We start from the raw sequence: 25,163 nt of genomic DNA, 5'->3' as shown, positions 1-25,163 counted from the left end.
GGAGGATTACTGCCAGCAGTTGACCGCCGTATGGAGACGCGGCGACCGTAAACAGGGGCTCGTCTTTCCATAAGGCGTCTGACAACATTTCCCGCGTGCCAAGGTCGAAAATCGAACGCATATATGTTTCATTGAACGGATCGGACATATCGTAGTGAAGCTGGCAATCAATAGAGGCTACATGAAGCTTGGCTTCAGTCCGACGGGCATAGCCGTATAAGGCCATCAGAGAATCCCGTTCCTGCGCCTTGACCAACATCGAATATGCCCTTGCCATCACAGGCAACGTGCTGTCCGACATATTGGAGAATTCCGGGATCAGAGCGTTATTGACGATAACATTCAGGTTGATACATCGGCAATCAGGCTCCGTAACGAATCTCTTATATGTCAGAATTGACTAAAGCGATCTGAGAGCTGCCGCTCTGAAAGAGCCTCGATATCCTAGATTATTGCCGGCGGCCGGGGACGTCTGAATGTTTCCAGGCAATGACATTTGTGAGAAATTTTGTTTCTAGATCTGGTGATGTGCGCCAGGTGAATAACGGGTTCGGCCCGATGCGATGGCGCCGGGCAACTATGCTACCCGTTACATCTGGCTCACAACTTTCCTAAGCAATGACAAGCTCTCGGCCATCGACGAGCGACGATGGCGCTCTCGGCTTGACAGTGATCGCGTTATGTATGTTCGCCCCGACCATGGGGGGTCGGAAAGCGCTCTTGGAACGAAGGGTACCTGCGTGGGAATTCAGCCCGAGCGAAATAGCAGGTGCAATTGCCCAGAGAGCTCAGTTTCTCTAGCTGGCAGATCCATCGCCTTCGATCTGTCCATTATCAATCCGCGAACACGCGTCGACATGGAACGGGTGTCAACATGCGCTTTATAACGCCGTAGTCCGATTCTTATCATAGCTGCGCCCTAGATCGTATTTCGGCAGGACGCCGAAAGCCGCACGATACTCCTGAGAGAAGCGGCCCATCTGTATAAACCCCCAGCGACGCGCGATTTCACTGACCGTCGCAGATGGCGTGGCAGTTAAAAGATCGCGACGTGCGCCATCAAGGCGGAGCTGCCTCAGATAAGCCATTGGAGTGACGTTCAAAAAACGTCGAAAATTGATCTGAAGTGCCCGCACGCTGACGCCCGCTGCCGCTGCCATGTCCGCAATCGTGATAGGCATTGCGATATGTGCTCTGGCAAACTCCAGCGCTCTTCAAAGCTGGCGAGGCGCAATGGTCTGCACCGGCGATTTCGTCTGCGAAAACGTGTGAGGCAGATTCTGCACCATCAGCAGACAGAACATCTCTTGGAAGCTCGTCAGGGCAAGGGGAGAAACCTCTAGGTTTTGATCGGCGCAGATCTCATCTCGGAAGAAACGCATGAGTTTTAAAAGAGGTGCCGCCGGTCCCGCTGTCAGGTCCTGCAGGGGAGCGAATTCGAAATCGACAGGTGGCAGGCGTTCGAAGGTGCTGATCAGAGCGGCGTTTACTGCGCTCCTTGGGATGCAGAATCCCTCCGCAACAGAGCCTGCGTGAATGTTCACCGCGGAATAGCGGTCGGCCGTCGTCAGCAGTCCCGTGCAGGGCGTGATAGCATGACTTATGCCGCCTGTTGCCAGGTCATAGCAGGTTCCATGCTCGACAAAGAACATGAAGTCATCATTCTCGATCGTGACGGAAAAGGCGCGGTCCGTTGAAGTCGATCCCGTCCAGCCCACCATCTCGCCGGCGCCATGGACACCGAATGAGAAAAGACCGCGGCTATCGCTACTGAGAGGCCGATAGAAATTGTCGTGCTTTTCACCGTTAAGCCATTCGGAGACCTCACTGGTTGTGAGCGACGTCGCCTCGAGCTTAAGCGTCAGAATTTCGGTCAACTTGCTCCACCAAATTCACTGTTTTGTCGCGCGCTTGGAGTGACGGCAAACAACTGGCCCCCTGTCAGCTTCTAATGAAAAATTGATTGACCTCAAATAGCCATTTCAGGCTATTTCGCGCATGTCTCTTCCTCGGACGAAGCTATTTGACCTTTGAGCAAGCGGGCCGCTCATGGCGCGAGCAAGACGCGTATCACTGACGACAAACCAAGAAGCAATTCGCCAGTTTCGCTCGCCATGATCGACAGCCTCGGCGATCAGACCGTCTCGGCAACTTCGTCGCCCATCCACTGCTTGTCCTCGGCGATGATATGACAACCGACCACATATCGCCGGCAGGCCAGATATCCGCCGGCAGCGAAGCGGGCAGGCATTTGATCGTCGAGGGCAATCCTGCAGACGACCCTGAACGTCTATGCCACCCGACGCGGAAACTGGAAAGCGATGGTCAAAGGACTTTCCCACAACGGAATGGCGGCCAACCTCCTCATCGACGGCCGATCCGCGCGCCACACGATCCATAGCGCTTAAGGCGAGGTAGGCCCGTTATGGGAGGTAGGCCAACGATATCAAAAGGCGGACTGGATACGGTGATCGTTGCAGGAGAACGCTAGGGCGCCGGCTCGTCGCGGGATTGGGCTGCAAAGGGCGCCGGTCTCTTGGGCGCCGGGGCGATCCTGATCGAGGCGAAGCTTTCTTGGCTTCCGGATCCGCAGAGCGCTGATGAGCCCCGCAAGGCCCACGCCGCCGCCTTCGCCCGCACTACCGCGGGGTCTCCGACAATTGGATTGGCCAGACGCTTCATTGTCGCGACAGCGTCGTCCTCATCCACCGTCATGAATGCGTCGGCAACACGCGCCAGTATCCGCCAGGCGACAGCGACGGCTCGTAGCATTCGAGCATCGCCACGACGTGTCGGAGACGATAATCCACTCATTGGCCTCGGCGACCCGTGCAGCCTCCTTAACGGAATCATCGTAGGTTCCGGCGACCCTGATCATCTCCGCTCCTCATCTGGCAATCAAACGCAATCCTTGGTCTGACAACATCGTCGCCAGTCGGTGGATGGAGGTTTGGACGCCGGAAACGGTCTTCGCCATCCGGCCGTCCTGCTGCGATGCTCTGTCGAAACAGAAGCTCAGCAACGTAATCGCCGCCATCAGGAGCACTGTGAGCAGAGCCGACTGGGTTATGGTGGTTGGTTCAAATGGCACGCAATAGAGCAGCATGTTGCCAAAGGCGAAGGTGAAGAGGCTCGTGCGACCGAAGAACGTTAGCGATCTCCACAGCGCGGTCGGCGCAATCGACTGGCGCAGGGTAAGCAGGACAGCGGCGGCCGTAACGGCAAAAGCACCGAGAATGCCGGCGGCGAAGTAAAGCGGATGGCTGTCCAGTCGCATGGCCATGTTCCCAAGGCCTCTCTTCGTTTCGCTATCGAGTATCCACGCGCCCGCGATGAGCGACAGTCCGGTGCCAAGGAGCACAAGCCAAGCGCGCCGAGTCATCCCTGCGGCCACACCCGAAGCCGAGCCCATCAGAATTTTCCCGAGGGCCATTCCGGATATGACAAGCGTCATGCCATGCAGGACGGAGGGGCCACCGAGCTTGGCTCCCCCTATTCCGAACAGGAACATCGCGAGACGGTCCACTTCCGTTGGCAAGCCAAATACTACGGGGCTTGGCAGCCCGCGCAAGACCGGATGAAGAATGTGAATGGCGACGGCCAGGATCAGAAGCGGAACTAGGCCCAGGCGATTGCGCGTCCATAAAAGGGCGGGAGCCACAGTCAGTGCGATTGCGTAAAACTTCAGAATGTCAGTGAATGGGGTCACCCCCAGCATGAAGATCGTCGATAGGGAAAAGAAGAACGAGTATTCCGACTTCGCGAAAAAAAGAACGACGACGGAAAGACTGTATAACAGCCAGCATTGAATGGCCCGCGACCACAGACGAGCGATCGATATACTGCGCCTGTCGGTATCAAATCGTGGTCTGTATACGACTTCAAGCATCGTTCCGAAAAGAACAATGAACGTTGGCGTTGCAAGCGCCATCATTAATTTAAGACCATCAACATAGGCTCCCTTAAAAACGTCTGCCAATTTGGACACCGCCAAGACGTGACTTCCCATAGCCAGGAAAATCGCACATGAACGAGCCACATCGATCCCAACTATCCGATTTAACTTCATATTTACTCTCATGGTCCGGCAATTCGGCGCCTTGATTTTCAGTTTCGACCTCTAATAAGCATCTCCGAAAGATCGGTAAAATTGATTGGTTGGATCGCAATGATCTAAGCAATGGATGGTGGAAGGCGTTTTGAGGGTCTTCGCGGGCAGTTTCACTCCTGTCCTTGGCGTAGCGCGACAAATCACGCCAACAGCCGGAGCGCCATTTTTCAAAACTCTCCTCTGCGAAGCGGTCCTCGCCGCACGAGCATGAAAACACTCCTTGCTATGGCTGCCGTCCCATCATGACGGAATGGAAAAGCACGGGCGATAAACTCCAGTACAACGGCACTCGCAGCCCACATGTTCAGCGCGATGACCGATGGCGCTTCTTCCGCCGCGCACTCGTCACGACAGTCAGGCTAATATGTTCACATCATTTCTGACTGCGTGCATATCGTGGGTTATCTGGAAGCTCTGGCGAGGACGGCTGGGCCTACGTGCAGGCTGATGTCTGCCCACACTCGCTCGATAGCCACAGTAGGGAAAATCCGCCTGCAAGGCTCGCAGCAAGTAAGCATATCTGCCCATGACGGTGCTTCGTCTCTTGCAAAATTCTCACGCAAGAGGGACTTTCGACAAAGTGCCGTGCCGCTTCGCAGTTCCGCCCGGTGCCGGCTAGGTTGCCTGTTTTAACGAACGTCAAGTTTTCCGTACATGAGATTGGAACATGATCAAATCCGAACTTATCGAAATTGTCGCTCATCGCAGACCCTTTCTGCATTTGAAGGATGCGGAAAGGATCGTTGATGCGATCCTCGAGGAAATGGCTGAAGCGCTGATGCGTGGCGACAGGGTTGAGCTAAGAGGGTTCGGCGCGTTCAGTGTCCGCCATCGCTTGTCGAAATCAGGCAGAAACCCAAAGACGAACACATCGATATTCGTCGAGGAGAAGTGGGTTCCCTTTTTCAAGGCGGGAAAAGACATACAGTATCGCCTGAACGCCGCGAGCAACCTCGATGCCCGAAGAATTGCTTCAAGAGGTTAGCTGCGATAGCGCTCGCACTCCAACCAATAAAGCCAACATGGGGAAGGTTATGGCAAGAGGGAAAGTCAAATGGTTTGACGCGAACAAGAAGTACGGCTTTATAAAACTGACGATGGTGGCCCGGATATTTTCGTGCATCTCAGTGAAGTTATGAAGGCGAAGCTGCCTCATCTGACGCCAGGCGTACCCATTGCCTATACTCTTGAGAGTGAAGACGGCAAAAAGGTCGGCAAAAGAGCTCTCGCAGTGACTATCCGCGCTGATCCAAAGTCCCCCGCCCGAACGATGAAGGAGCTGCCGAACGATTTTACGGACGAATTCGAAAGGAAATGGGGACTACGGCAAGCCTGAAGCTGGCCCGGTTGCTTTCCGGCCTTTAAATTCGAGTGTTGCCTTGTCTTTTCGCTTCGCCTTACAACGAAAGGCCAATAAGTGGAGATTTCACTTGGGCGGTCCGCTTGCAACCATTATCTATGGCCAAACCTTTTTGTTTCGCGCGTGAGGTTCTACGCGGCATATTATTGGAACGGCGCCAGAACACGGCGTATCAAGATATTGAAGTTCAGTGTTTCGCTCTTGATTGGTCTGACGCTCTTGGCCGGCCCTGCTATAATGCTCGTCCGTGCTCATCCCTAGGAAAAACACCAGGGGCCTCGAATATACCGAAATCGGGAATCGATATCGTCGACTGGCGATTGTCTCGCCAATTGCGGTGGAAAACAAAGCCCGATCGGCCCTGCCCTGTGGATCAATTGGGCATTTCCCTGTGGCGATCCAGCGACTCAAGCACCGGGATGATTCCTTCAGCTACTTGCGGAGACAGATGCTCAAGTATGATACCGGATCGCACAACTGTTTCGAAGGAACGAGCGTCGACGACGGCGTAGGTATGATCTTCATCTTCAACTAGCGCATATCTTTGCATGGCATGGATCTCCATAAACCTGTGCCTGACGATTAAGATGCCGGACACCATATCGAATGATGCACTGGCCGTCACATCTCCCGAGCGACATTAATCGAACATCGTTGTTATCAAAGAAGACGAAGTAGCCGGTTTGCCGGAATTATCGCAGTGTTGTGACAGCTCAATGCAACGACGCCTGCTCAGACACGAGCAGTTCATTCACGGCTGCATCGACGATCTCTCAGAGCCTACGCCGACCGTCAAGATCGTCAAAAAATATCAGTGCAGCCAGACGGCTGCGCTCGGTTCAGACGGGAATGCGTGCACAATATGCAAAGCGTCAGCGCAAGCAACGGCAACCCCGATCCGGTGTATTTCGCTCGGTGCAAGGTATTGCAAACAAGCGCTGTTCAAAGCAGGGAAATTCTTTAGACCTTTGCGCCGAAATTGTACCATGGTCTATATTGGTGTCAGTATTTTAAGAGCAGCCATGGACAATCAGGCGCAACTGCCAAACGCGAACATCACTCTTGCGTCTCAACTGCCAAGTTTCTGTTCCACCACCCTTAGCATGGCATTGTGGCTGCGCGTGATCCCATTAAGCTCGCGGACGCTAAGCAATATGGACTGAGTCCGATTCGCTTTATGGCGTTGCTGTCGCCCGCCTTCCAATCCGCTGCTGACATTCTCTTCCGTTACCCATCGCAGAACATTTCGCTAAGTGTTGCTGACGGCCTGGGGAAACGCGCAGGGATTGCATGGCTTGCCAGATATTCTCCGTGTGAACCGCTATCTTATGCAGGCCGATCCATCGCTGGCGGCGGATCTCGCTAAAATCGGAGTCCGGCTTGAAGTTGCCGACACCACGGACAAGACGGTAACCGCATTGTTGCGCTCGGCCCAGGATGCTTCTGGATGGTTAGTGAAGAGGCGCGACCCGGTTGATGCGTCTCTGGCCGCGTCCGTCGAGGCCCTTTGCCGCGATGCACATAAGGATCACGACTGGAGGGCCGGCCGGGGTCCTCTCAGGGTCAGCAACCGAAAACTCGAGAACATCGAGCGGTGGCTGGAGTTGCCAATGCGCACCCCGCCATCCATTCCCCTCGAAGACGTCGATTGGGAAGCCGTTCCATGGCTGTCATCCTGGGAGATCTCGCTGCCGCCCGATCGGCCGCGTTATTTTCACCATGACGACTTATCCGGCAGAACCTGGCTGCTTTCGGGAGGCAATATTTAGCGCAAGCCGACCTTTCCCATGCAATTTGGGGCGTTAGAGTGAAACTCCCGTCTCCTCCTCAATAACGAGGTGTAATGAAAGATCCCAACGGGGCCCGTGGATCGACTTCTCCGCCGCGTCGGTTTCTGGTTCGGCTCCCAGCGGCAGCCATTGTGCGCTCCTGCCAGACAGGAGGAGCTCGCCGGTAAATTCTTCAGCAGGCGGATGCGATCTTCACGTTCCCGCCATGTCCGCCTCCCCCAAAGACCCGGCGTTCGCCGAAGGAGGAGCGGATCTGCCCATGAGGGCCGGGCAGGCCGATTTCGGGGAAGAGCAACTCGGAAACCCGGTAGGCTTCTTCCAGGTGCGGATAGCCGGAGGCGATGACGGTATCGATCCCGAGCTCCTGATATTCCCGGAGACGTTCCGCGATGGTCTTCGGAGATCCGACCAGTGCGGTCCCCGCACCCGTGCGGACGAGACCAATCCCCGCCCAGAGATTGGGAGAGACTTCAAGCTTTTCGCGGCGTCCCTGATGCAGGGCGACCATGCGCGCCTGGCCGACCGAATCCGAGCTCTTCGCGAACACTTCCTGCGCTGCGGCAATCGTTTCGTCGGAAAGCTTGGAAATCAGCCTGTCGGCCGCGGCCCAGGCCTCTTCATCGGTCTCGCGAACGATGAAGTGAAGACGGATGCCGAAGCTGACGTGCTTGCCCTTCGCCGCGGCGGCCTGGCGGACCTTGGCAATCTTCTCTTCCACTTGGGCCGGCGGTTCGCCCCAGGTCAGGTACTTGTCGGTGATACCGCCGGAAAACGCAATTGCAGCGTCGGACGATCCGCCGAAATAGAGCGGAGGGCGCGGTTCCTGTATAGGCGGCAGGCCAAGTCTCGCATCAATGGCCTTGATGTGCTTGCCGTCGAGGTTGGCCTTTCCGGTCTCGACCAGCGAGTTGAACACCTGGAAGAACTCGCCCGCATGATCATAGCGTTCGTCATGCGGCAGGAAAATGCCGTCACCGGCGAGCTCCTGGGCACTGCCGCCGACCACGATGTTAATCAGCAGACGGCCATTGGAAACGCGGTCGAGCGTCGCGGCAAGGCGCGCATAATAAGCCGGCGATGCCGTACCCGGCCGAATGGCCACCAGAAATTTCAGTCGCTCGGTATGGGCGGCGAGATCGGCGGCCAGAATGAAGGATTCTTCGCACGCCGCCCCCGTTGGGATAAGCACGCCGGAATATCCCAGCCGGTCGGCAGCCTTCGCGATCTCGCGGAAATAGGCGGGATGCGCCGGGCGGCTGAGATCGTCCGACCCCAGATACGCACCGTCACCGGACGAAGGGATGAACCAAAGAAAGTCGAGAGGCCTATCGATTGCCATCATTCCCATTCCTGTCAAAAGCGGCAGAACCGTTACAGTTTTCGCGATATTATTAAATTCTATAGTTTTCATAAGCAATTTTCTTCCAACTATTGCGCTGCTTCGAAAAGATCGGTTCTCTTGCGGGGGTCTTCAGAATGCATCGGCGGGCGGTGACCGAACTGATCAGCAAGTGTCGGTCTGATACGGTTCGCAACGAACACGGCGTGTTCGGTGACCTGGGGCAGACCCATCAGTTCACCAAAGTTCCTCGGGCCAAGGGGCCGGCAATGAGCGCATCAGATACGGCTTCACCGCCTCGAGAGATCGGATGTGCTTTACCATTGCAGGCGATACCGAGCCACGTCGGGCATGGCTGCAGGAGCCGGCGACGCTAAGGTCGCGTAAAAAATCCTGGCTCTCGAGAATAGCGCCATGCCCGGCCCTGTTGTCACGACGATGGTCTCGACCATGATTTCCCGGCTATCTCGCCTGTGCCGTTGTCGTAGGCTCACCTTGAAGCTGGAGCCGGTTCTCTCAACAGCCGCTACTGAAGCGGCGAGGATCTCAAGTTTGCGGCTGGATCGGCTCGAATCTCGGATCAGTCGACAGCCTGCAAGCGGACGGCGATCGACTTTCCCTGCAAATCCTCGACCTTGGTAATACCCGTGTCCTTGCGAGTGACCAGGGCGGTTCACTCGGGGCGCGAATAAACGTAGATCGACTTGATCGGGTTGCCGTTGATCTTGCCGATCAGTGCGGCAGCGCCGGCCGTCGAGCCGAAATCAAGCGACGATGCATCGAGAAATTCGAGTGCCTTGTTCGAGCCGGCGGACTGAACCCACGTCACCTTGATGCCGTCCTTTCCGAACTCCTTTTCAAAAAGGCGGTCATTCTTCATTATGAGGCTGACGGGGTTATAGGTCGCCCAGTCAATGTGGATTTCGCTCAGGTCGCCCGCAAGAGCCTGACCAAGAGCGGTCACCGATATCAGAGCGCCAAGGGCAATGCCGCGCAGCGCTCTCATTCGTATCTCCACACAATTCGATATTCTGAAAATCAGAGGGCGCCATGGCGCGGGGGCAGGATGCCATTCAGGTAGAAGTTTCCGATATGGTGATATTTCCAGCGCACCGGATCATGCAGGGAATGCGTGCGGGCATTGCGCCAAAAGCGGTCGAGCCCATAGCCTTCGAGGGTCGAGCGCGCACCACCGAACTCGATAAGCTTGGTGGCGGCAAGCTGTGCCACTTCCGTCCCGAGCGCCTTAACCTCCGCGACAGCAACGGATGCCTGCGCTACGCTCGCCGCCGTCGGTTCAGCGATGGCGCGGTCGATGATCCGCCCCGCCCTTGCGAGCAGCGCATCGGCCGCATGCACTCTGATCGCGACGTCGCCGACGCCATGTATGGTGTGCGGGTCCTCATAACCGTGCTCGATCGTCAGTTCGAAAAATGGCCGTGCATGGGCACGAACGTAGGAAATCGTCTCCGCGAGCGCCCCGCGCGCGATGCCGACTTGCACAGCAGCATGGATAATCTGCGCAAAAGGACCCATCGGCGTAGGCTGTTCGAAGCTTCCATCATGGTCAACGATCTGAAACGGCGCCACCTCGACGTCGTCGAAGGTGACGGTCCCGCTCCCTGTCGAACGCTGCCCGAAGGACGACCAGTCGTCGACGAAGCCGAGCCCCGGAGCATCCCGGTCCATGAAGACCAAATGGACGCGGCCATTCGGTCCCTTCGCCACAGCGACGACGATGTGGGCGAACAGTGAGCCGGTCGCGTAAAACTTCTGACCGTTCAGATAGAGTTTTCCGTCGCGCTCGGCGAAATGCGTCTTAAAGTCGACCGGCGTTTTCGTGCCGATCTCAGTAAAGGCGTTGCCAAGACGGTCACCCTGCAGCACGTTCCGGAAATAGTGCTGCTTCTGCTCCTCGCTGCCGGTCAGTCGCAGCGCCTCTACCATGTAGAAATGATTTTGCGGGATCTGCCCGATTGAAGAGTCCGCAGCCGAGATGATGGCGGTGACCTCGGCAAGCGTCACCGCAGAGACGCCGGCGCCGCCATATTCCTTCGGGATGGTGATTGCCCAGAGACCGCTCTGCGAGAAGCGGTCGATCTCCGCAAGCGGAAGGCGTCGTTCGCGGTCACGCTGAGCGGCACCGACCGCGAATTCAAGCGCAAGGTCCGTCGCGATCTGGATGGCCTCCGCATCATCGCGGATGACATGGGCCGGGGCCCCGCGCGCGGCGATGCGCGGCGCGGGACGGCCGGCGGTGAGCGCTGCCTCCCGGTGCAGCTTGCGATCATTCGTGCTCATCTTGGGGTCAGTTCCAGGCGTGGCGCGGCGGGTGGACCCCGTTCAGATAATAATTGCCGACATGGTAGAACTTCCAGCGCACTGGATCATGCAGCGTATGGACGCGGGCATTGCGCCAGTGGCGGTCAAGTCCATGCTCGGCGAGGGTCGAGCGGGTTCCTGCAAGTTCGAACAGCTTGTTCGTTGACAGGATCGCAATCTCCGTCGTCAGAACCTTGGACTCGCCTGTCTTGATCGTTGCCTCCGAGACCGTCTCCAGCGTCGGATTGGCGCGCGCCACATCGATGGCGTGCCCGGCGATCTCTAGCAGCGCTTCGGCCGCATGCAGCTTGATCTTCAGGTCGCCGATCTGGGCGATGGTGAACAGGTCTTCGCCGGCGGTCGCCTTGCCGCTGTCGATCCAGGGCCGGCTATACTTGCTGACGAACTCGATCGTATCGTCGATCGTGCCCCGGGCGATGCCGACATCGATCGCCGACTGGATGATCTGCGAGACAGGGCCGCCGACTGTCGGATGGTCGAAAGAGGTGACCTTTAGCGCCCGAGCCTTAGGCACGCGCACGTTTTCGATCTTGACCGAACCCGACGCGGTGGTGCGCTGACCGAAGCTCGACCAGTTGTTGGTGACGGTGAGACCGGGGGCGTCGCGGTCGGCAAAGACGAGATAGCCCTGGCCAGTCTCGTCGACGCCGACGATCGGCACGATATGGGCAAGGAGCGCGCCAGTCGTGTAGAATTTCTCGCCGTTGACGACCACGTCGTCGCCATCATGAACGACCTTGGTCTCGAAATCGGCGACGGTCTTGCTCTTCAGTTCGGAGAAGGCGTTGCCGTAACGGATCCCTTCGAGCGCCCAGCCGAAGAACACTTTCTTCTGCCCTTCCGTGCCGTCGAGATCGACGGTCGCGACGATCGCCAGGTGGTTCTGAGTGATCTGCGCGATGGCCGGATCGGCCGCAGCGATGATGGCGATCACCTTTGCGAGCGTGGCATAAGAGACTTCCGGGCCGCCATAAGCTTTCGGCACGTTGATGCTCCAGAGACCGCTTTGCGAATACGCGTCGAGCTCGGCGATCGGAAGCAGCCCCTCTCGGTCACGCAGCGCCGCCCCGACCTTGAAGCTCGAGGCCAGCTTCTCGGCTATCTGGATGGCCTCCTCTTCGCTCCTGATCACATGCGCCGGCTTTTCCGGGCGCGGACGGGGCGACAACGGGTCTGTTGAATTGACGCGCGGATGGACGCTGTGATCAACCTTGGTCTCGGTGATGCTTCCCATGGGAAAAACCTCGTCGGGTAAGGACTTCAGCTGGCATTGGCCAGCGTAATTGCCTGGTTGCGTTTGAAGGATTCGATGTCGCGGTAACGGTCGGCCGGATGGGCCTTAGGCAAATGGGGTCCCTCGCCGAACAGCTTCTCCCGCAGCGTTCCGGGGCGGTAGCCGGTCGGATAGACCCCGCGCTTCTGTAGTTCCGGCACCAGATAGCCGACGATATCCTCAAAGGTCTCGGGAGTTACGGCGTAAGCGAGGTTGAAACCGTCAACGTCGGTCTCCTCAACCCAGGCCTGCAGCTCGTCGGCTATGGTGGAGGGCGATCCCACGACCACCGGTCCCATACCGCCGATACCGCCCCATTCGGCGAGCTCCCTGATCGTCCAGCGCTTATTCGGATCGCCTTCCGAAAGGCTCTCGATCGCCGAGTGGATGGCGTTGGTCTCGACCTTGCGCACGAGGTCGTCCGGTGCGTAGCGCGAAAAGTCGACGCCCGTCCAGCCGGACATGAAAACCAGCGAGCCATCATAGGAAACGTAATCGAGATAGTCGCGGAATTTGGCGCGCGCCTTCTCGTCGGTCTCGTCCACGATGACGGTCATCAGATTGTAGATGCGGAACTTGGACGCATCGCGCCCGACTGTCGCCGCCCGCAGCCGGACATCGCGCACATAGTTCTTCAGAATGGTCCTAGTCTGTGCCGCAACGAAGACGCATTCTGCATGCTCCGCCGCGAATTGCTTGCCCGGCCCGGAAGCGCCGGCCTGATAGAGCACCGGGGTACGCTGCGGCGACGGCTCGGTCAGGGCGTTGCCCGGCACTTCGAAGAAGCGGCCCTTGTGGCCGATCTCGTGCACCTTCGACGGATCGGTGAAGATGCGTTTGTCGCGGTCGCGCAGTACGGCACCTTCTTCCCAGGAACCCTCAAGGAGCTTGTAGATGACCTCGAGATATTCGCTCGCCACTTCGTAGCGGTTATCATGCGCACGCAATCCGCCTTGTCCGATGTTCTTGGCACCGCTCTCCAGATAGGAGGTCACGATATTCCAGCCGACGCGCCCCTTTGTCAGGTGGTCGGCGGTGGCCAGACGCCGTGCGAAGGGATAGGGGTGCTCAAACGAGATCGAGGCGGTGATGCCGATGCCGAGATGTTCGGTGGCGAGCGCAATCGGGACCGCGAGTTGGATCGGATCATTCAGGCTTGGCCCCGAAGCATCCAGACACTGCATTCATTTAACAGTTATTATATGTTTTTTATAGGCTATTCCGTGGAATCTTTTTCTCGGACTTTGATGGGCAGTGAATGGCTCTCGTCTCGGTTATCGCGCGATGAACGACCTATTTGACAGCATCCGATCGTGCGTCCCCACTTCGGCTCCAACCGCTCGAAGCGTCGCGCCCGAAAAGAAATTCTATGTTTTTTGTCTACTTTAAATTCCTGTTGGTTAACGGCGCGAGTGATCTGTCGAATGATCTCCCCCACGGCCGACGCAGACTGCCACACGGAATACCGCTCCGTGGTCATTCCTGCGGCCGGCACCGTCGCAACCGAGGATCAATTCATGGCCAATCCCATCATCGACCAAGCATATCGACGCCGCACGGTCTTGAAGACCCTGCTGGCATCAGGAGCGCTCCCTCTTCTCTCATCGGGCGCCTTCTCGTCCGCCCTGGCCGCGGACAATCGGTTCGCCGGCCGCTCCCTCAATCTCCTGATCATTCAGCCGCATGTCGTCACGGGCAAGAAGATCGCCGAGGATTTCGAGAAGCTGACGGGTGCGAAGGTCAACGTGACCGCGGTTCCCTACGACCAGGTCAGCGTCAAGGCGACCCTCGACTTTCAGTCCGGAGCCGGAGAATTCGACGTCATCGACTATTTTTATACGTACAAGGGCCAACTCGCCGAGGACGGCGTGATCGAGGACGTGACCGACTTGATCGAGCGAGATAAGGCCGAAATCCAACCCGACGACTTCATCCAGACGATCTATGACCAGTACACGCTGCATGAAGGCCGTCGCTATGGCCTGCCTTATGACGGCGACAGCCAACTTCTGTTCTACAACAAGGAACTGTTCGATCGTCATGGCCTCAAGCCACCAACGACCTGGGACGAATACAATGAAAACGCCAAGATCATCACCGACGCGGAATCAAAGAACGGTATCTACGGTGCTGCAGTCCTGGGCGCGAAGATCCCGGTGATCATCCTGTCGACCTATGCCAACCGCCTCACCGGCTTTGGCGGCAACTTCCTGAAAGCAGACGGCACCTCGGCCCTCGACAGCGCCGAAGCCGTGGAAGCGCTGAAGTCGCTCCTTGCATCCGCACCGCATGCATTGCCGACGCCGCTCGAGACGCGCTTCGAGGAAGGTCTACCCGCCTTCCTCAGCGGTAAGGCCGCCCAGATCGACTTTTGGACTGACCTCGGCGGCTACGCCCAGGATCCCAAGGGCTCGAAGATCGTCGACAAGTGGGGCGTCACCCGCATTCCAGTCGGTGGCGCCAACAAGACACCGCGTCTCGCCTTCAACGCCGGTTTCGGCTTCGCAATCACCAGCGGGTCGAAGAACAAGGACGTCGCCTGGGACCTGATCAAGCTCGCGACCAGCAAGGGCTACCACGAACAACTGCTCACGCTGACCGGCTCCGGGATCGATCCCGACCGTCACTCCGGCCTTAACTCCGAAAAGTTCAAGGCCTTCCAGCCGCTCGTCCAGCCGCTGCTGGCAGACGGTGCACTTGAAAACAGCCTCGCCTGGCCCACGGCCGTCTATGCCCCTAAGCTGGAAAACGCGCTAACCGATGAACTCTCCCTCGCCCTTGCCGGCACCAAAAATGCCGAACAGGCTATCGCCGATGCCCATAAGTCCTGGACGAACATCATCGAAGCCAATGGCTGATCATTGCCCGGCCCGCCTGCGGACGTCGCATACCAGTCCCAAAGGCGTGGCTCGCGGCCGAGGGGGCACGCCTTTCCAGAGAAGAACGACAAAGACCACAGGCGCGATGACATGACTGCGATCGAATTCCTCCCCGCTCGAAGACGAGCCGCCTCAACGACGGCAGATCACGGCATTTCGGCACACCGCGTCATCGGTTGGCTATGGATCTCGCCGATCTTGCTCGGGCTCGCCTCGACCCTGGTCTATCCCACACTCTTCCTGGTGGCCCTTGCGCTCAGCAAAAGTACGCTCGGGAAACCCTTCCGCAGTTTTGTCGGATTGCGGCATGTGCGGGACATCCTCCAGGATCCGCTGTTTGTGACCTCTCTGACCAAGAGCATCGCCTATGCTTTCATCACGGCGAGCATCCAGCTGGTTATCGGCTTTTTGATCGCCTTGCTCTTCAGCCAGCTCCTGAAGGCCGGACGGTTCCTGGTAAGCCTAATCCTGCTGCCGCTCATGACGCCGCCGGTGATGGTGGGAGTCGCATGGAAGTTGATCCTCGCGCCGGCCGGTGGGCTCCTGAACGGGGTGCTCCTGAACCTTGGCATTGTCGACGCGCCCGTAAGCTTCCTGGGCGATCCTGTCTTTGCCTGGTTCGCGATCGCAGTTGCCGATGTCTGGCAATGGACGCCCTTCGTCGTCATTCTTAGCTTCGCCGCCCTTTCGACCATTCCCGAAGGCGTCCACGAGGCATCGATCATTGATGGAGCATCACCTCTGCAACGCTTCTGGCACATCACGCTTCCGCTCGTGGCGGCGCCGCTCTCCTCAATTTATCTCCTGAAGCTCATTCTCTCCTTCAAGGTCTTCGACCTCGTCTATGTCCTGACGTTCGGCGGTCCGGGCTTTGCCACTACGACGACCGGCTTCTCCATCTATCGCCGCGCATTGGAACAGTTCGATGTCGGCCGCGCCGCCGCCGAGACCCTGATCTACAGTCTGGTGATTGGCGCGGTGTTGTGGCCGGTCATCCGCATTCACCAGCATCTCGAGAGGAAAGACGCATGAAGATCAACCGCTCCGACATCCTGCTCGTTGCCGCGACTGCACCGGTGTTCGTCTTCTTCACCCTGCCGATCGCCTATCTCGTGTCGGTTTCCTTCAAGACCACGGACGACGTGCTGAGCGGCCACTTCCTGCCGACAAGCCCGACGCTCGACAATTGGCCGGCCGCCTTCGAGGCTGCCTGTCTTTCAGGATTCATAGCCAACTCCGTTGCCGTATCGCTGCTCGCCGGCGCCTTGACATTGCTGCTAACCCTCCCCGCCGCGTACGCCGTGCTGCGACTCGGCATCGGTGGCAAGTGGCTCGGTGATCTCACTCTGTCGAGCTACATGGCGCCACCGATCGTGGCTCTCATTCCGCTGTTCTATCTTCTCAAGGCAACCGGGCTCCTCAACACCCATGCCGGCCTCGTGATGCTCTACGGCTTTGCCAATATCCCCGTCGCCTTCTGGCTTCTCACCCCTTTTCTCCGGCGCATGCCGCTGGAGATCGAACAGGCGGCGGCACTCGACGGAGCCGGCCCTCTTCGGATCCTTGTTCATATCGTCGCACCGATCATTGTACCCGGCATTGTGGCGACGCTGATCATTGTCTCGGTCCTCGCCTATAACGAGTTCCTCTTTGCCTCCGCCTTTACCTTTTCCGACGAGACGCGCACGCTTCCTGTCGGTATCTCGCTCTTCCAGGGGGATCGGCTGGTCAATTTCGGACAGATGGCGGCTGCTTCTCTCGCGGGCATCGCACCAGTCTATCTGGTGGCACTCTTCCTACAGCGTTATTTCGTTGCAGGTCTTGCCCATGGCGGCCTCAAATGACGGAGACGGTGCAAGCACGAGAATCCCGAGGAATGGGCCGGATTGTTCCTCCGAGCCGTCACCATCGCTAGAGAAGCTGGGGCGCATCCATACCCGCCTCCGCACCGCCCCCACCGACGTTCTCACACAGCGGCTCGCCTCGGTCAGGCGGCCTGCGCCTTTAGCCGTGCAGAACGCGAGCAAAGGCTGGCGACAATATCGTGAGTTCCACCGACCTCCGCTGTTTACCGAATACGGGTGGGCTGGGGGAGAGGTGAAGTGGCGAATAATGTTCAGTATGGATCGCCCGGAGAGTACGTACAGGAATTTTTCGCCGGAATGTGCCTCGAGTTCAATGAACTCCTCGACCGACCTATTGTCCAGTCTTATGACAAAGGGAGTGAACTGCTTCGTCGCCAGATCCGAGGCGAGCATCTCCCATGCGTACCGGCGTGTTCTTTTCGCATACCTGAACCGCTTCCCGTGACAGTGATCCGTCCCCCTGCGCAAGATCTCTTATTTAGCTTCGAACCAGTTCAGCAATATTGACCTCAAGGCCAACTTGCTAGCCGCAAGATAGTTTCATAGGTCGGGGAGACCTGCCCATTTGTCGATCTTCGATAAGGCAGAAGTTAATATATCCGCCCCCCGCCGGAGGGGGGTTAAGGCGAGTTCCGCCTGCGTTCTGAGCATCTGACCTGCTGGCCCGATGGGAAGATATTTCTCGTTCATCGAACCTCTACTCAAATTCCGGTTAGTCCTGCACTTCCCGATGCGAATTACAGATTCCTAATGACATCCAATGATTCCGAGCTCAACAGCTTTCAATGCAGCAGCCATTCTGCTGCTGCAGTTTAGCTTTCGCATGGCATTCCTAAGATGAAAATTTACCGTGTGCTCCGATATGCTCAATGTCTTCCCGATCGCCCACGATGATTTACCTTTCGCCGTCCATGCGAGGCATGCTTTCTCACGGTTTGAGATGGCTGGATATTCCGTGTTCATGGCCGAGTTTTGCATCGTGTGGTTCCTAGGTGGAGTCTTGAGCCGGCAAGAGGTTCGGAAGGGACAATGCGCTTGTCACCGTGATCGATCACAAAGCGAGAGCCAAGAATTGTGCCAGACCGTCCACTGTGGCGCCAAAATGCGGTGAAACCTCAGTGGAGGGGCCGATAAGTGACAATTGAAATCGGTTTCGATGGCGAGATGAGCAATCTCTGAACCGACTCACGAGCGACTGACGGTTGAACCGGCCGCCTGACCAAAGTACCCCCTCAAAAAGAAGAGCCTTTCGTGTCGAAGGGCCGGATGTCGCAGCGAAAGCGCTGGCGATCTCGCAACAGCCGGCGGCCGCCATCATTCATATTACCGCCGCCAAGCCTGACGGGGCAGCCGCCGCCAACTGTTTAGGCAAGCCGAGGTTGGCATGGACCGTCTCTTCTCCGCGTTCGGTGCGGATACACGCCCCGCTCCTGCAAAAGCGGCACGACCTTTCCGACGAATTCGGCAAAGCCGCCAGGAGGTAAATGCGGCGCAAAGACGAATCCATCCGCGCGATCGGCTGCTCCGGCTTTTGATAGTGCCTTATTCGTCAGCGCCTCCGACATGTGTTTGGCAGAGGCCGCATTTGGCTCACTTTGCCACGAAGCTTGAAGTCTCTCACGCCGTGACGGCGCAAGAGATTTTGCGGATCGTCAACTCCACGCATGCAGCGGGGGATTTTCGCCGTTCAGGAAATATCGTCCAAGAATGGCGTATTTCCAGCGCACAGGGTCATGGAGCGTATGGGTGCGCGCATTGCGCCAATGGCGATCGAGGTTGTGCTCGGCGAGTGTTGAGCGAGTGCCCGCGAGTTCGAACAGCTTGTTGGTCGCCGCAATGGCGATTTCGGTCGACAGGATCTTGGCCTCGGCCGTCACGATCTGCGCTTCGGCGACCGTCTCCGCATTGGGGTTCAGTACGGCGCGGTCGATTGCATAGCCGGCTTTTTCCAAAAGTGCCTGCGCTGCATGCAGGCGCAAGGTCAGGTCGCCGACCGCCTGGATCGTATAAGGATCCTCCCAGGCATGATCCTGGCCGCTATCTACCCATGCCCGGCTCTTGGTGCGCACGAAGGCGACGGTCTCGTCGATTGCGGCCTGTGCGATGCCGGTGTCGACCGCAACCTGGATGATCTGGAAGATCGCACCATCTGCGGTCGGCACTTCATAGCCCTTGTATCCGGGCACAAGATGGGTCTTGGGCACCTTGACGTTGTCGAGCAACACGGTGCCGGAGAGCGTCGTTCGCTGCCCGAACGAGGACCAGTCATCGATGACGGTGAGCCCAGGCGCATCCCGCTCGGCAATCGCATACCAAGCTCGCCCCTCGTCATCGAGCGCGACGATCGGTACCAGATGCGCGAGCAGTGCGCCAGAGGAGTAGAACTTGCGCCCGTTGACGACGACGTGATCGCCGGCATCGGTGAAGCGCGTCTCGAAATCGACCGCCCGTTTGGAACCGAATTCCGAAAAAGCGTTGCCGAAGCGGGCACCTTTCAGCACTTCGGTGAACAGAAACTTCTGCTGGGCGGGATCCGATACGGTCCGGATGGCAGCGACGACGCCCAGATGGTTCTGGGCGATCTGGCCGATTGAGGAATCCGCTGCCGATATGATTTCGATGACCTTTGCGAGCGTTGCGTATGAAACCTCCGGCCCGCCGAAGGCTTTTGGCACGTTGATGGACCACAAGCCGCTTTGCGAGAAGGCATCCAGCTCGGCGACGGGCCAAATGCGTTCTCGGTCGCGCTTGGCGGATTCCTTCACGAATTCGGCGGCAAGCCCGCGGGCAACAGCGATTGCCTCGGCATCGTCCTTGATGACATGGGCAGGCTCGGCCGGGCGAGGAACCGCCGGTACGGCCTTGACGGCATTTTCGGTATTGACCTGTGAGAGCGTCATGATGGTTTCTCCTGGTTGACGATGGCGGCCGATCAGGCCGGTTGGAGGCCGGTTGGAGGCTTGTTGTGGCGGGTGCGGATGCCGGTGCGGATTTCTGACCGAGATAAAATGCCTTGACGTCGTCGCGTCCGCGCAACTCAGCCGCATCTCCCGAAAGCACGGCAGCGCCGTTTTCGAGGACTGTCGCGCGGTCGGCATAGCGCAGAGCAATCGCCGAATTCTGTTCGGCAACGAGAATGGAAAGGCCGCTTTCAACATTGAGCCGCCGCAGCGTCCGAAAAATGTCCTGCACGACGATCGGCGCCAGCCCCATGGACGGTTCGTCGAGCACCAAAAGCTTGGGACGGGACATCAGCGCACGGCCGATCGCCGTCATTTGCTGTTCACCGCCTGAAGTAAGGCCGGCCGGCGCGCAGCGCTTCTCCTTCAGCCGGGGAAAAATCATGTAGATTCTCTCCAGATCCGCGGTGATCTCGGCGCGCGAGCCGCTCCGTCCAAGGCCGCCGGAAACGAGATTTTCCTCGATGGTCAAGTTACGAAAGCAATGCCGGCCCTCAAGGACCTGGACGAGACCGGCGCGGACCAATTCGGCCGGCGTTGCGGTGGTGATGTCGCGGCCCTCGTATAGGACGCCACCGGCGGTAATCTCGCCGCGCTCGGCCGGAAGCAGATTCGAAATCGCCTTCAGCGTCGTCGTCTTGCCGGCGCCGTTAGCACCCAGCAGCGCCAGAATCTCGCCGCGGCGCAGTGTGAAGCTTACACCGTGAAGCGCCGTGATTGCTCCATTATAGGTCGCTTTGATTCCGTCCACGCTTAGCAGAACGTCTTTTCCTGCCATGGTCCACCCAATTTCAGTGCGGTTTCGTAGGCGAGCCGGGCACCGGCAAACAGCAGCATGGCCGCGCTGCCGATGCCCAGCCACGGGGCTCAGTTCGTCACGGCCTGTGCGTCTTCAGACGTTCGCAACTTGATGCCCTTTTCCTTGGCATAGGCTTCCGACGATTTCTCAATGATCGGCCGGAGCAGTGCCCAGTCCGGCGCAATCCAATCGGAGACGACGTTCCATTTCTTGCCGTCCCACTGCTGGAAGGTCACGTAGCCATTGCCCTCGTGATTGTCCCAGCTGACGTTGATGGAATGGAACAGGCCGTTAGCGCCAAGCGCCTCGACGCGAGCCGGATCAAGCTGCAGATGCTCGAAGCCCCAGCGAACCTCGTCGCCGGTCAGGGTTCGGTGTCCGAACTTTTCCTGGGCAATACGGATCGCTTCCACATTCAGGATGCCGTTGACGATGCCGAGATTGTGATAGACGGAGCCGATACGCTTTTTGTCTTCGAGATTACCCTTGCCGTTGTCGTAGAGCGTCTTGACGATCTCCTGCACGATCGGATACTCCGTGCCGGAAGCCTGGGTGGTGATGGCGGTATATCCCTTCGCGGCATCACCGGCCGGGATCACGTCCTCTTCCGAGTTCGACCAGACATTGCCGATAATATGGTCTGCAGGAAAGCCGGTCTTGGCCGCGGTTTTCAGGGCGACCGGGTTCATGACACCCCAGCCTCGCAGCACGACGTAATCCGGCTTGGCGCGGCGGATCGTCAGCCATTGTGCCTGTTGCTCGTTGCCCGGATGCGGCACTTCGATCTGCTGCAGTTCGAAGCCATATTTCTGCGACAAGAGTTCATAGATCGGGATCGTTTCCTTGCCATAGGGCGAGCCGTGATAGAGCACGACGATCTTCTTGCCCTTCAGCTTGTCGAGACCGCCGAGCTTCGAGGCGATGTAGTTCACGATGCCCGAGGTCTCGCTATAGGGATTGAGCAGCAGCGGAAAGACATAGGGGAAAACGCGGCCATCAGTGGAATCCGTGCGACCATGGTTGATGGTGATCAACGGCACCTTGTCCTGCGTGATGCGGTCGATCATGGCATAAGCGATACCGACGGAAAGCGGGTTCCAGGCGGCTATATTCGGATTGCTCTTGAGACGCTCATAGGCCTCGACGCCGCGTTCAACCTCGTATTGCGTTTCCGCCTCCGACCAGGTTAGCTTGACGCCGTTGACGCCGCCATCCCGCGTGTTGATGAGGTTCAGGTAGTCGATAAAACCACCGAAGAAACCCGTGCCGCCGGCCGCATAGGGCCCGACGCGGTAGCTCTGCAGCGGGAAATATTGTTCATCGGCATGGGCGGCCGGTATCGCGGCCGAGACGGCTAGTCCAGCCGCAATGACGCCGGCCTTCAATTTCGCTAGCATGGTCATATTTGGATACACTCCGGGTATTGTCCGGTGTGATGGCCGGAACTGGGTTGAACGAGCAGTGGGTTTGGTGTTTTCGGAGCTTGTGCCCCGGCTTGGTCAGGCCGGCCTGTCGATGGCAGAGCCCAACCGCCTTCGGATCTTGCCCCAGAGCGAGGAAAGCCCGTCCGGTTCGAGGATAAGAAACAGAATGATCAAGGCGCCGAGCACGATGCGCTGGCTCATGTCGAGCACGCCGGAATCGAAGACATCGCCGAGCAGGAACGAGCCCAGTCGGGATAGCACGAGCGGGAAGACGACGATCAGAGCGGCGCCGAGAAAGGCGCCCCGCGTCGAGGCAAGGCCGCCGATGATGATGATGAAAAGGATCTGGAACGATCGGTCGAGATTAAAGCCAGCCGGCTCGACGGTCCTCAGATAGGCAAAGGCCCAAAGCGCCCCTGCGACGGCGATGATGAAAGAGGAGATAGCAAAGGCCAGCAACTTGGTTCCCAGCACGGGCACACCGATGATGCGCGCCGCTGTCTCATTATCCCGAACGGCGATGAAGTTGCGGCCGGTTTGAGATGTCGTCAGCCGATGCGCCAGGAAGGTCAGCACCACCACGATCGTAAGTGAAAAGAGATAGCGACCTGCCGGGCTCGTAAACTCGACGCCCGCAAGCGTCAGAGGCGGCGCATCGATGACCCCAGAGGCAGAGTCGTTGGAAAACCAGCTAAACTTGGTGAGAGCCCACTGCACGAAGAACTGCGCAGCCAGCGTCGACACCGCGAGATAAAAGCCCTTCAATCTGAGGCTAGGCAGGCCGAAAATGATGCCGATCACCGCCGCCAGAAGGCCGGCCAGCAGGATGCTGACGATCAAAGGCAGGCCATCGACGCGCAGATTGAAATTGTAAGCGGCAAAGGCACCGACGGCCATGAAGGCGGCGCTTCCGAGCGAGACTTGGCCTGCATAGCCGGTAAGCAGATTCAGCCCGACGCCGGCAAGACTGAGCGCCAGGAACGGCAAAAGGATCGCCTCGAACAAATAGGTCGAACCGACAAAGAGAACCACGAGGTAGGCGCCAGCAAGGATGGCAATCGGCGTCAGCCAGCGGCTGAAGAGCCATGTGGGATGAAGATCGGCGGTAACGACGGCCATATCAGACCCTTTCCACGAGCTTTTGCCCAAACAGGCCGGAGGGGCGGATGAGCAGGAAGGCGAGTGCTACGACATAGGCAATCCAGCCTTCGATGCCGCCGCCGAAATATTCGCCGATGTAGACTTCCGCGAGCTTCTCTGTCGCGCCGATCAGCAGACCGCCGACGATCGCACCCAGAATGGAATCAAAGCCGCCAAGCACGAGAACGGGCAGCGCTTTCAGCACCACCAGCGACAGAGAGAACTGCACGCCGAGCCGCGCGCCCCATAGCAGGCCAGCCACCAGTGCCACGACACCGGCAGCCGCCCAGACCGTCGCCCAAATCCAGGGCAGTTTCAGTCCGACGGCAAGCGCAGCGAACTGATCGTCCGCCACAGCCCGGAATGCCAGCCCAATTCGGGTGTAGCGGAAGAAGGCGGACAGCGCCGCCACCATCGCGGCAGCGACTGCCGCCGCAAATAGATCGAACTGGCTGATGAACACGCCGCCAATGTCGAAGGGAACATCCTCGATCCCGAGCTCCAGACCGTGGACCTGCGTGCCCCAGATGAGTTGAGCCGCCCCCTCGATGATATAGGAGAGCCCGAGCGTCGCCATGAAAAGCGTGATCGGCGGTTTGTTGGTCAATGGTCGCAGCACGGTACGCTCGATGGCAATGCCGATCAGCACCATGACAGCGAATGTAACGACGAGCGCCAAGGCAAAGGGAACGCCGCGCTCAAGAAGGCTGACAAAGGTCAGCGCGGCAAACAGCAACATTGCCCCTTGAGCGAAATTGAGCACGCCCGACGTCTTGTAGATCAGCACGAAACCGATGGCGACGAGCGAATACATGACGCCCGACAGCAGGCCGCCAATCAGCACTTCGATCAGAAACGGACAGTCGAAATCTGCCATCAGATGCCCTCCTCATCCTCGTTTTCCGCAACGACGCCGAGATAGGCGTCGATGACGCGCTCGTCGGCACGAATTTCGTCCGGGCTGCCCTCGGCGATCTTGCGGCCGTAGTCGAGGACTGCGATCCGGTCGGAAAGCTGCATGACCACGCCGATGTCGTGTTCGATGAGGATCACCGTCGTGTCATACAGATCTCGGGCAGACCGGATGAAGTCGGCCATGTCGTTCTTTTCGCTCGCCGTCATTCCCGCCATGGGCTCGTCCAAAAGCAGGATCTTCGGTTCCGCCACCAGCGCGCGGGCGAGCTCGACGCGTTTTTGCAGTCCGTAGGGCAGCGTGCCTACGAGACGATGACTGACCTGGCCCAGATGCAGGAACTCGAGAATACGGGCCGCCCGCTCGCGTGCATCCGCCTCTTCGCGGCGCGCGCGGCCAAGCCCGAGGATCTGTTCGGCAAAGGTCGAGCGCACGGTATAGGCTCGACCGGCGATGACGTTATCAGTGACACTCAAGCCCTTGAACAAGGCGAGGTTCTGGAACGTGCGCGCAACGCCAAGCGATGCCAATCGCTCCGTCGGCACATGACGATAGGTGTTGGAGCCGATACGAACATGGCCATGGTTCGAGCGATAGACACCGCTGATGACGTTGATCAGCGAACTCTTGCCTGCGCCATTTGGACCGATAATCGCCCGGATCTCCCCCGGCTCAACAGAAAGGTCTACATTGACCAAGGCAGCGACGCCACCGAATGACAGGCTGATGCCATGCAAAGAGAGAGCATGGGTCTCTTCGTCATGCTGCGGGATGCCGCCGGTCTTGCCCGGTGGCAACGCGCGGGCAATCTGGTCGCCGGAGTCCCGCAGCGTACCGGGATCCAGCACGTCAAGGGAATAGGTCGCGGCAGGCATTCAGTGTCCTCCATTCGGCTCGGGCGCGGCTTGAACATGGCACGCCAATCCCGTCGGCGTGGACCAATCGGCCCACGCACCCATCATGTTTC

The 25,163-nt window shown here is 58.4% G+C and carries 19 protein-coding genes and 4 pseudogenes; 6 read left to right on the top strand and 17 right to left on the bottom strand.

From position 1 onward, the window contains the following. Window positions 1–530: 530 nt before the first annotated feature. From CCGE531_RS34990 to CCGE531_RS34680, 4 genes and pseudogenes are all read right to left on the bottom strand, one after another. Window positions 531–682: pseudogene (locus tag CCGE531_RS34990) on the bottom strand (transposase); the annotation flags it as partial. 199 nt (window positions 683–881) lie between these two features. Beyond that, window positions 882–1,181, bottom strand: a complete 300-nt coding sequence (locus tag CCGE531_RS34985) for a helix-turn-helix transcriptional regulator (protein WP_245459598.1) — start codon at window positions 1,179–1,181, stop codon at window positions 882–884. A 33-nt stretch (window positions 1,182–1,214) separates the two neighbouring features. Next, entirely contained in the window at window positions 1,215–1,877 is a 663-nt protein-coding gene (locus tag CCGE531_RS30075) for a hypothetical protein (RefSeq protein WP_245459597.1), read from the bottom strand. 713 nt (window positions 1,878–2,590) lie between these two features. Then, window positions 2,591–2,923: pseudogene (locus CCGE531_RS34680) on the bottom strand (hypothetical protein); the annotation flags it as partial. 1,855 nt (window positions 2,924–4,778) lie between these two features. On the opposite strand from CCGE531_RS34680, the gene CCGE531_RS30055 reads away from it, so the two are divergent. Further along, on the top strand, window positions 4,779–5,096 hold the full coding sequence (locus tag CCGE531_RS30055) for an integration host factor subunit beta (RefSeq protein WP_004119995.1): 318 nt from the start codon (window positions 4,779–4,781) through the stop codon (window positions 5,094–5,096). Between the two features lie 748 nt (window positions 5,097–5,844). On the opposite strand, the gene CCGE531_RS30040 is transcribed toward CCGE531_RS30055, so the two are convergent. Further along, entirely contained in the window at window positions 5,845–6,096 is a 252-nt protein-coding gene (locus tag CCGE531_RS30040) for a hypothetical protein (RefSeq protein ID WP_162944116.1), read from the bottom strand. A 91-nt stretch (window positions 6,097–6,187) separates the two neighbouring features. On the opposite strand from CCGE531_RS30040, the gene CCGE531_RS34545 reads away from it, so the two are divergent. Both CCGE531_RS34545 and CCGE531_RS30035 read left to right on the top strand, forming a co-directional pair. Next, window positions 6,188–6,634: a hypothetical protein gene (locus CCGE531_RS34545; protein WP_162944124.1), complete on the top strand. Its 447-nt coding sequence runs from the start codon at window positions 6,188–6,190 to the stop codon at window positions 6,632–6,634. Between the two features lie 132 nt (window positions 6,635–6,766). Next, window positions 6,767–7,240, top strand: coding sequence for a hypothetical protein (locus CCGE531_RS30035; protein ID WP_245459596.1), 474 nt, complete (start codon window positions 6,767–6,769; stop codon window positions 7,238–7,240). Window positions 7,241–7,433: 193 nt separating this feature from the next. On the opposite strand, the gene ssuD is transcribed toward CCGE531_RS30035, so the two are convergent. The 5 genes and pseudogenes from ssuD to CCGE531_RS30010 all read right to left on the bottom strand — a co-directional run bounded on the left by ssuD (window position 7,434) and on the right by CCGE531_RS30010 (window position 13,400). Continuing rightward, the gene (gene ssuD, locus CCGE531_RS30030) at window positions 7,434–8,603 is read right to left on the bottom strand and encodes an FMNH2-dependent alkanesulfonate monooxygenase (protein ID WP_120670698.1); all 1,170 of its coding nucleotides are present in this window, start codon (window positions 8,601–8,603) and stop codon (window positions 7,434–7,436) included. A gap of 598 nt (window positions 8,604–9,201) precedes the next feature. Then, window positions 9,202–9,606: pseudogene (locus tag CCGE531_RS30025) on the bottom strand (ABC transporter substrate-binding protein); the annotation flags it as partial. Window positions 9,607–9,638: 32 nt separating this feature from the next. Then, window positions 9,639–10,901 carry an SfnB family sulfur acquisition oxidoreductase gene (locus tag CCGE531_RS30020; protein ID WP_120670696.1) on the bottom strand — a complete coding sequence of 421 codons (1,263 nt, stop codon included), beginning with the start codon at window positions 10,899–10,901 and terminating at the stop codon, window positions 9,639–9,641. 7 nt (window positions 10,902–10,908) lie between these two features. After that, window positions 10,909–12,177 (bottom strand): SfnB family sulfur acquisition oxidoreductase, encoded by a 1,269-nt coding sequence (locus CCGE531_RS30015; protein ID WP_120670694.1) that lies wholly within the window; start codon window positions 12,175–12,177, stop codon window positions 10,909–10,911. 26 nt (window positions 12,178–12,203) lie between these two features. Continuing rightward, complete coding sequence (locus CCGE531_RS30010) at window positions 12,204–13,400, bottom strand: LLM class flavin-dependent oxidoreductase (protein ID WP_245459595.1); 1,197 nt, start codon at window positions 13,398–13,400, stop codon at window positions 12,204–12,206. A gap of 333 nt (window positions 13,401–13,733) precedes the next feature. On the opposite strand from CCGE531_RS30010, the gene CCGE531_RS30005 reads away from it, so the two are divergent. From CCGE531_RS30005 to CCGE531_RS29995, 3 genes are all read left to right on the top strand, one after another. Next, window positions 13,734–15,074 carry a sugar ABC transporter substrate-binding protein gene (locus CCGE531_RS30005; RefSeq protein WP_120671001.1) on the top strand — a complete coding sequence of 447 codons (1,341 nt, stop codon included), beginning with the start codon at window positions 13,734–13,736 and terminating at the stop codon, window positions 15,072–15,074. A gap of 111 nt (window positions 15,075–15,185) precedes the next feature. Continuing rightward, window positions 15,186–16,127, top strand: coding sequence for a sugar ABC transporter permease (locus CCGE531_RS30000; protein ID WP_120670692.1), 942 nt, complete (start codon window positions 15,186–15,188; stop codon window positions 16,125–16,127). Continuing rightward, window positions 16,124–16,939 (top strand): carbohydrate ABC transporter permease, encoded by an 816-nt coding sequence (locus CCGE531_RS29995; protein ID WP_120670690.1) that lies wholly within the window; start codon window positions 16,124–16,126, stop codon window positions 16,937–16,939. The genes CCGE531_RS30000 and CCGE531_RS29995 overlap by 4 nt, the downstream gene beginning before the upstream one ends. Window positions 16,940–17,707: 768 nt before the next feature. Here the strand turns inward: CCGE531_RS29995 and CCGE531_RS29990 are convergent. From CCGE531_RS29990 to CCGE531_RS29950, 7 genes and pseudogenes are all read right to left on the bottom strand, one after another. Beyond that, a complete protein-coding gene (locus tag CCGE531_RS29990; protein ID WP_245459607.1) occupies window positions 17,708–17,923 on the bottom strand; it encodes a helix-turn-helix transcriptional regulator in 216 nt (71 codons plus the stop codon). A 689-nt stretch (window positions 17,924–18,612) separates the two neighbouring features. Then, on the bottom strand, window positions 18,613–19,860 hold the full coding sequence (locus CCGE531_RS29975; protein WP_120670686.1) for an SfnB family sulfur acquisition oxidoreductase: 1,248 nt from the start codon (window positions 19,858–19,860) through the stop codon (window positions 18,613–18,615). Between the two features lie 46 nt (window positions 19,861–19,906). Beyond that, window positions 19,907–20,698, bottom strand: a pseudogene (locus tag CCGE531_RS29970) (ABC transporter ATP-binding protein); the annotation flags it as partial. Between the two features lie 89 nt (window positions 20,699–20,787). Further along, on the bottom strand, window positions 20,788–22,122 hold the full coding sequence (locus tag CCGE531_RS29965) for an ABC transporter substrate-binding protein (protein ID WP_120670684.1): 1,335 nt from the start codon (window positions 22,120–22,122) through the stop codon (window positions 20,788–20,790). Between the two features lie 96 nt (window positions 22,123–22,218). Next, complete coding sequence (locus tag CCGE531_RS29960) at window positions 22,219–23,262, bottom strand: branched-chain amino acid ABC transporter permease (protein ID WP_120670682.1); 1,044 nt, start codon at window positions 23,260–23,262, stop codon at window positions 22,219–22,221. A 1-nt stretch (window position 23,263) separates the two neighbouring features. Further along, the gene (locus tag CCGE531_RS29955; RefSeq protein ID WP_120670680.1) at window positions 23,264–24,160 is read right to left on the bottom strand and encodes a branched-chain amino acid ABC transporter permease; all 897 of its coding nucleotides are present in this window, start codon (window positions 24,158–24,160) and stop codon (window positions 23,264–23,266) included. Next, window positions 24,160–25,071 (bottom strand): ABC transporter ATP-binding protein, encoded by a 912-nt coding sequence (locus tag CCGE531_RS29950; RefSeq protein WP_120670678.1) that lies wholly within the window; start codon window positions 25,069–25,071, stop codon window positions 24,160–24,162. The genes CCGE531_RS29955 and CCGE531_RS29950 overlap by 1 nt, the downstream gene beginning before the upstream one ends. Window positions 25,072–25,163 lie beyond the last annotated feature (92 nt).

Source organism: Rhizobium sp. CCGE531 (assembly GCF_003627795.1).
GTDB lineage: Bacteria > Pseudomonadota > Alphaproteobacteria > Rhizobiales > Rhizobiaceae > Rhizobium.
This window is presented reverse-complemented; position numbering and strand designations above follow the sequence as displayed.

Coding starts and splice junctions, on each gene's coding strand:
- CCGE531_RS30010 (WP_245459595.1), bottom strand. CDS start 13,400: ATGCAGTGTCTGGATGCTTCGGGGCCAAGCCTGAATGATCCGATCCAA.
- CCGE531_RS29960 (WP_120670682.1), bottom strand. CDS start 23,262: ATGGCCGTCGTTACCGCCGATCTTCATCCCACATGGCTCTTCAGCCGC.
- CCGE531_RS30055 (WP_004119995.1), top strand. CDS start 4,779: ATGATCAAATCCGAACTTATCGAAATTGTCGCTCATCGCAGACCCTTT.
- CCGE531_RS30020 (WP_120670696.1), bottom strand. CDS start 10,901: ATGAGCACGAATGATCGCAAGCTGCACCGGGAGGCAGCGCTCACCGCC.
- ssuD (WP_120670698.1), bottom strand. CDS start 8,603: ATGATGGCAATCGATAGGCCTCTCGACTTTCTTTGGTTCATCCCTTCG.
- CCGE531_RS34985 (WP_245459598.1), bottom strand. CDS start 1,181: ATGCCTATCACGATTGCGGACATGGCAGCGGCAGCGGGCGTCAGCGTG.
- CCGE531_RS29990 (WP_245459607.1), bottom strand. CDS start 17,923: ATGAACACGGAATATCCAGCCATCTCAAACCGTGAGAAAGCATGCCTC.
- CCGE531_RS29965 (WP_120670684.1), bottom strand. CDS start 22,122: ATGACCATGCTAGCGAAATTGAAGGCCGGCGTCATTGCGGCTGGACTA.
- CCGE531_RS30015 (WP_120670694.1), bottom strand. CDS start 12,177: ATGGGAAGCATCACCGAGACCAAGGTTGATCACAGCGTCCATCCGCGC.
- CCGE531_RS34545 (WP_162944124.1), top strand. CDS start 6,188: ATGCAACGACGCCTGCTCAGACACGAGCAGTTCATTCACGGCTGCATC.
- CCGE531_RS29975 (WP_120670686.1), bottom strand. CDS start 19,860: ATGACGCTCTCACAGGTCAATACCGAAAATGCCGTCAAGGCCGTACCG.
- CCGE531_RS29995 (WP_120670690.1), top strand. CDS start 16,124: ATGAAGATCAACCGCTCCGACATCCTGCTCGTTGCCGCGACTGCACCG.
- CCGE531_RS30000 (WP_120670692.1), top strand. CDS start 15,186: ATGACTGCGATCGAATTCCTCCCCGCTCGAAGACGAGCCGCCTCAACG.
- CCGE531_RS30005 (WP_120671001.1), top strand. CDS start 13,734: ATGGCCAATCCCATCATCGACCAAGCATATCGACGCCGCACGGTCTTG.
- CCGE531_RS29955 (WP_120670680.1), bottom strand. CDS start 24,160: ATGGCAGATTTCGACTGTCCGTTTCTGATCGAAGTGCTGATTGGCGGC.
- CCGE531_RS29950 (WP_120670678.1), bottom strand. CDS start 25,071: ATGCCTGCCGCGACCTATTCCCTTGACGTGCTGGATCCCGGTACGCTG.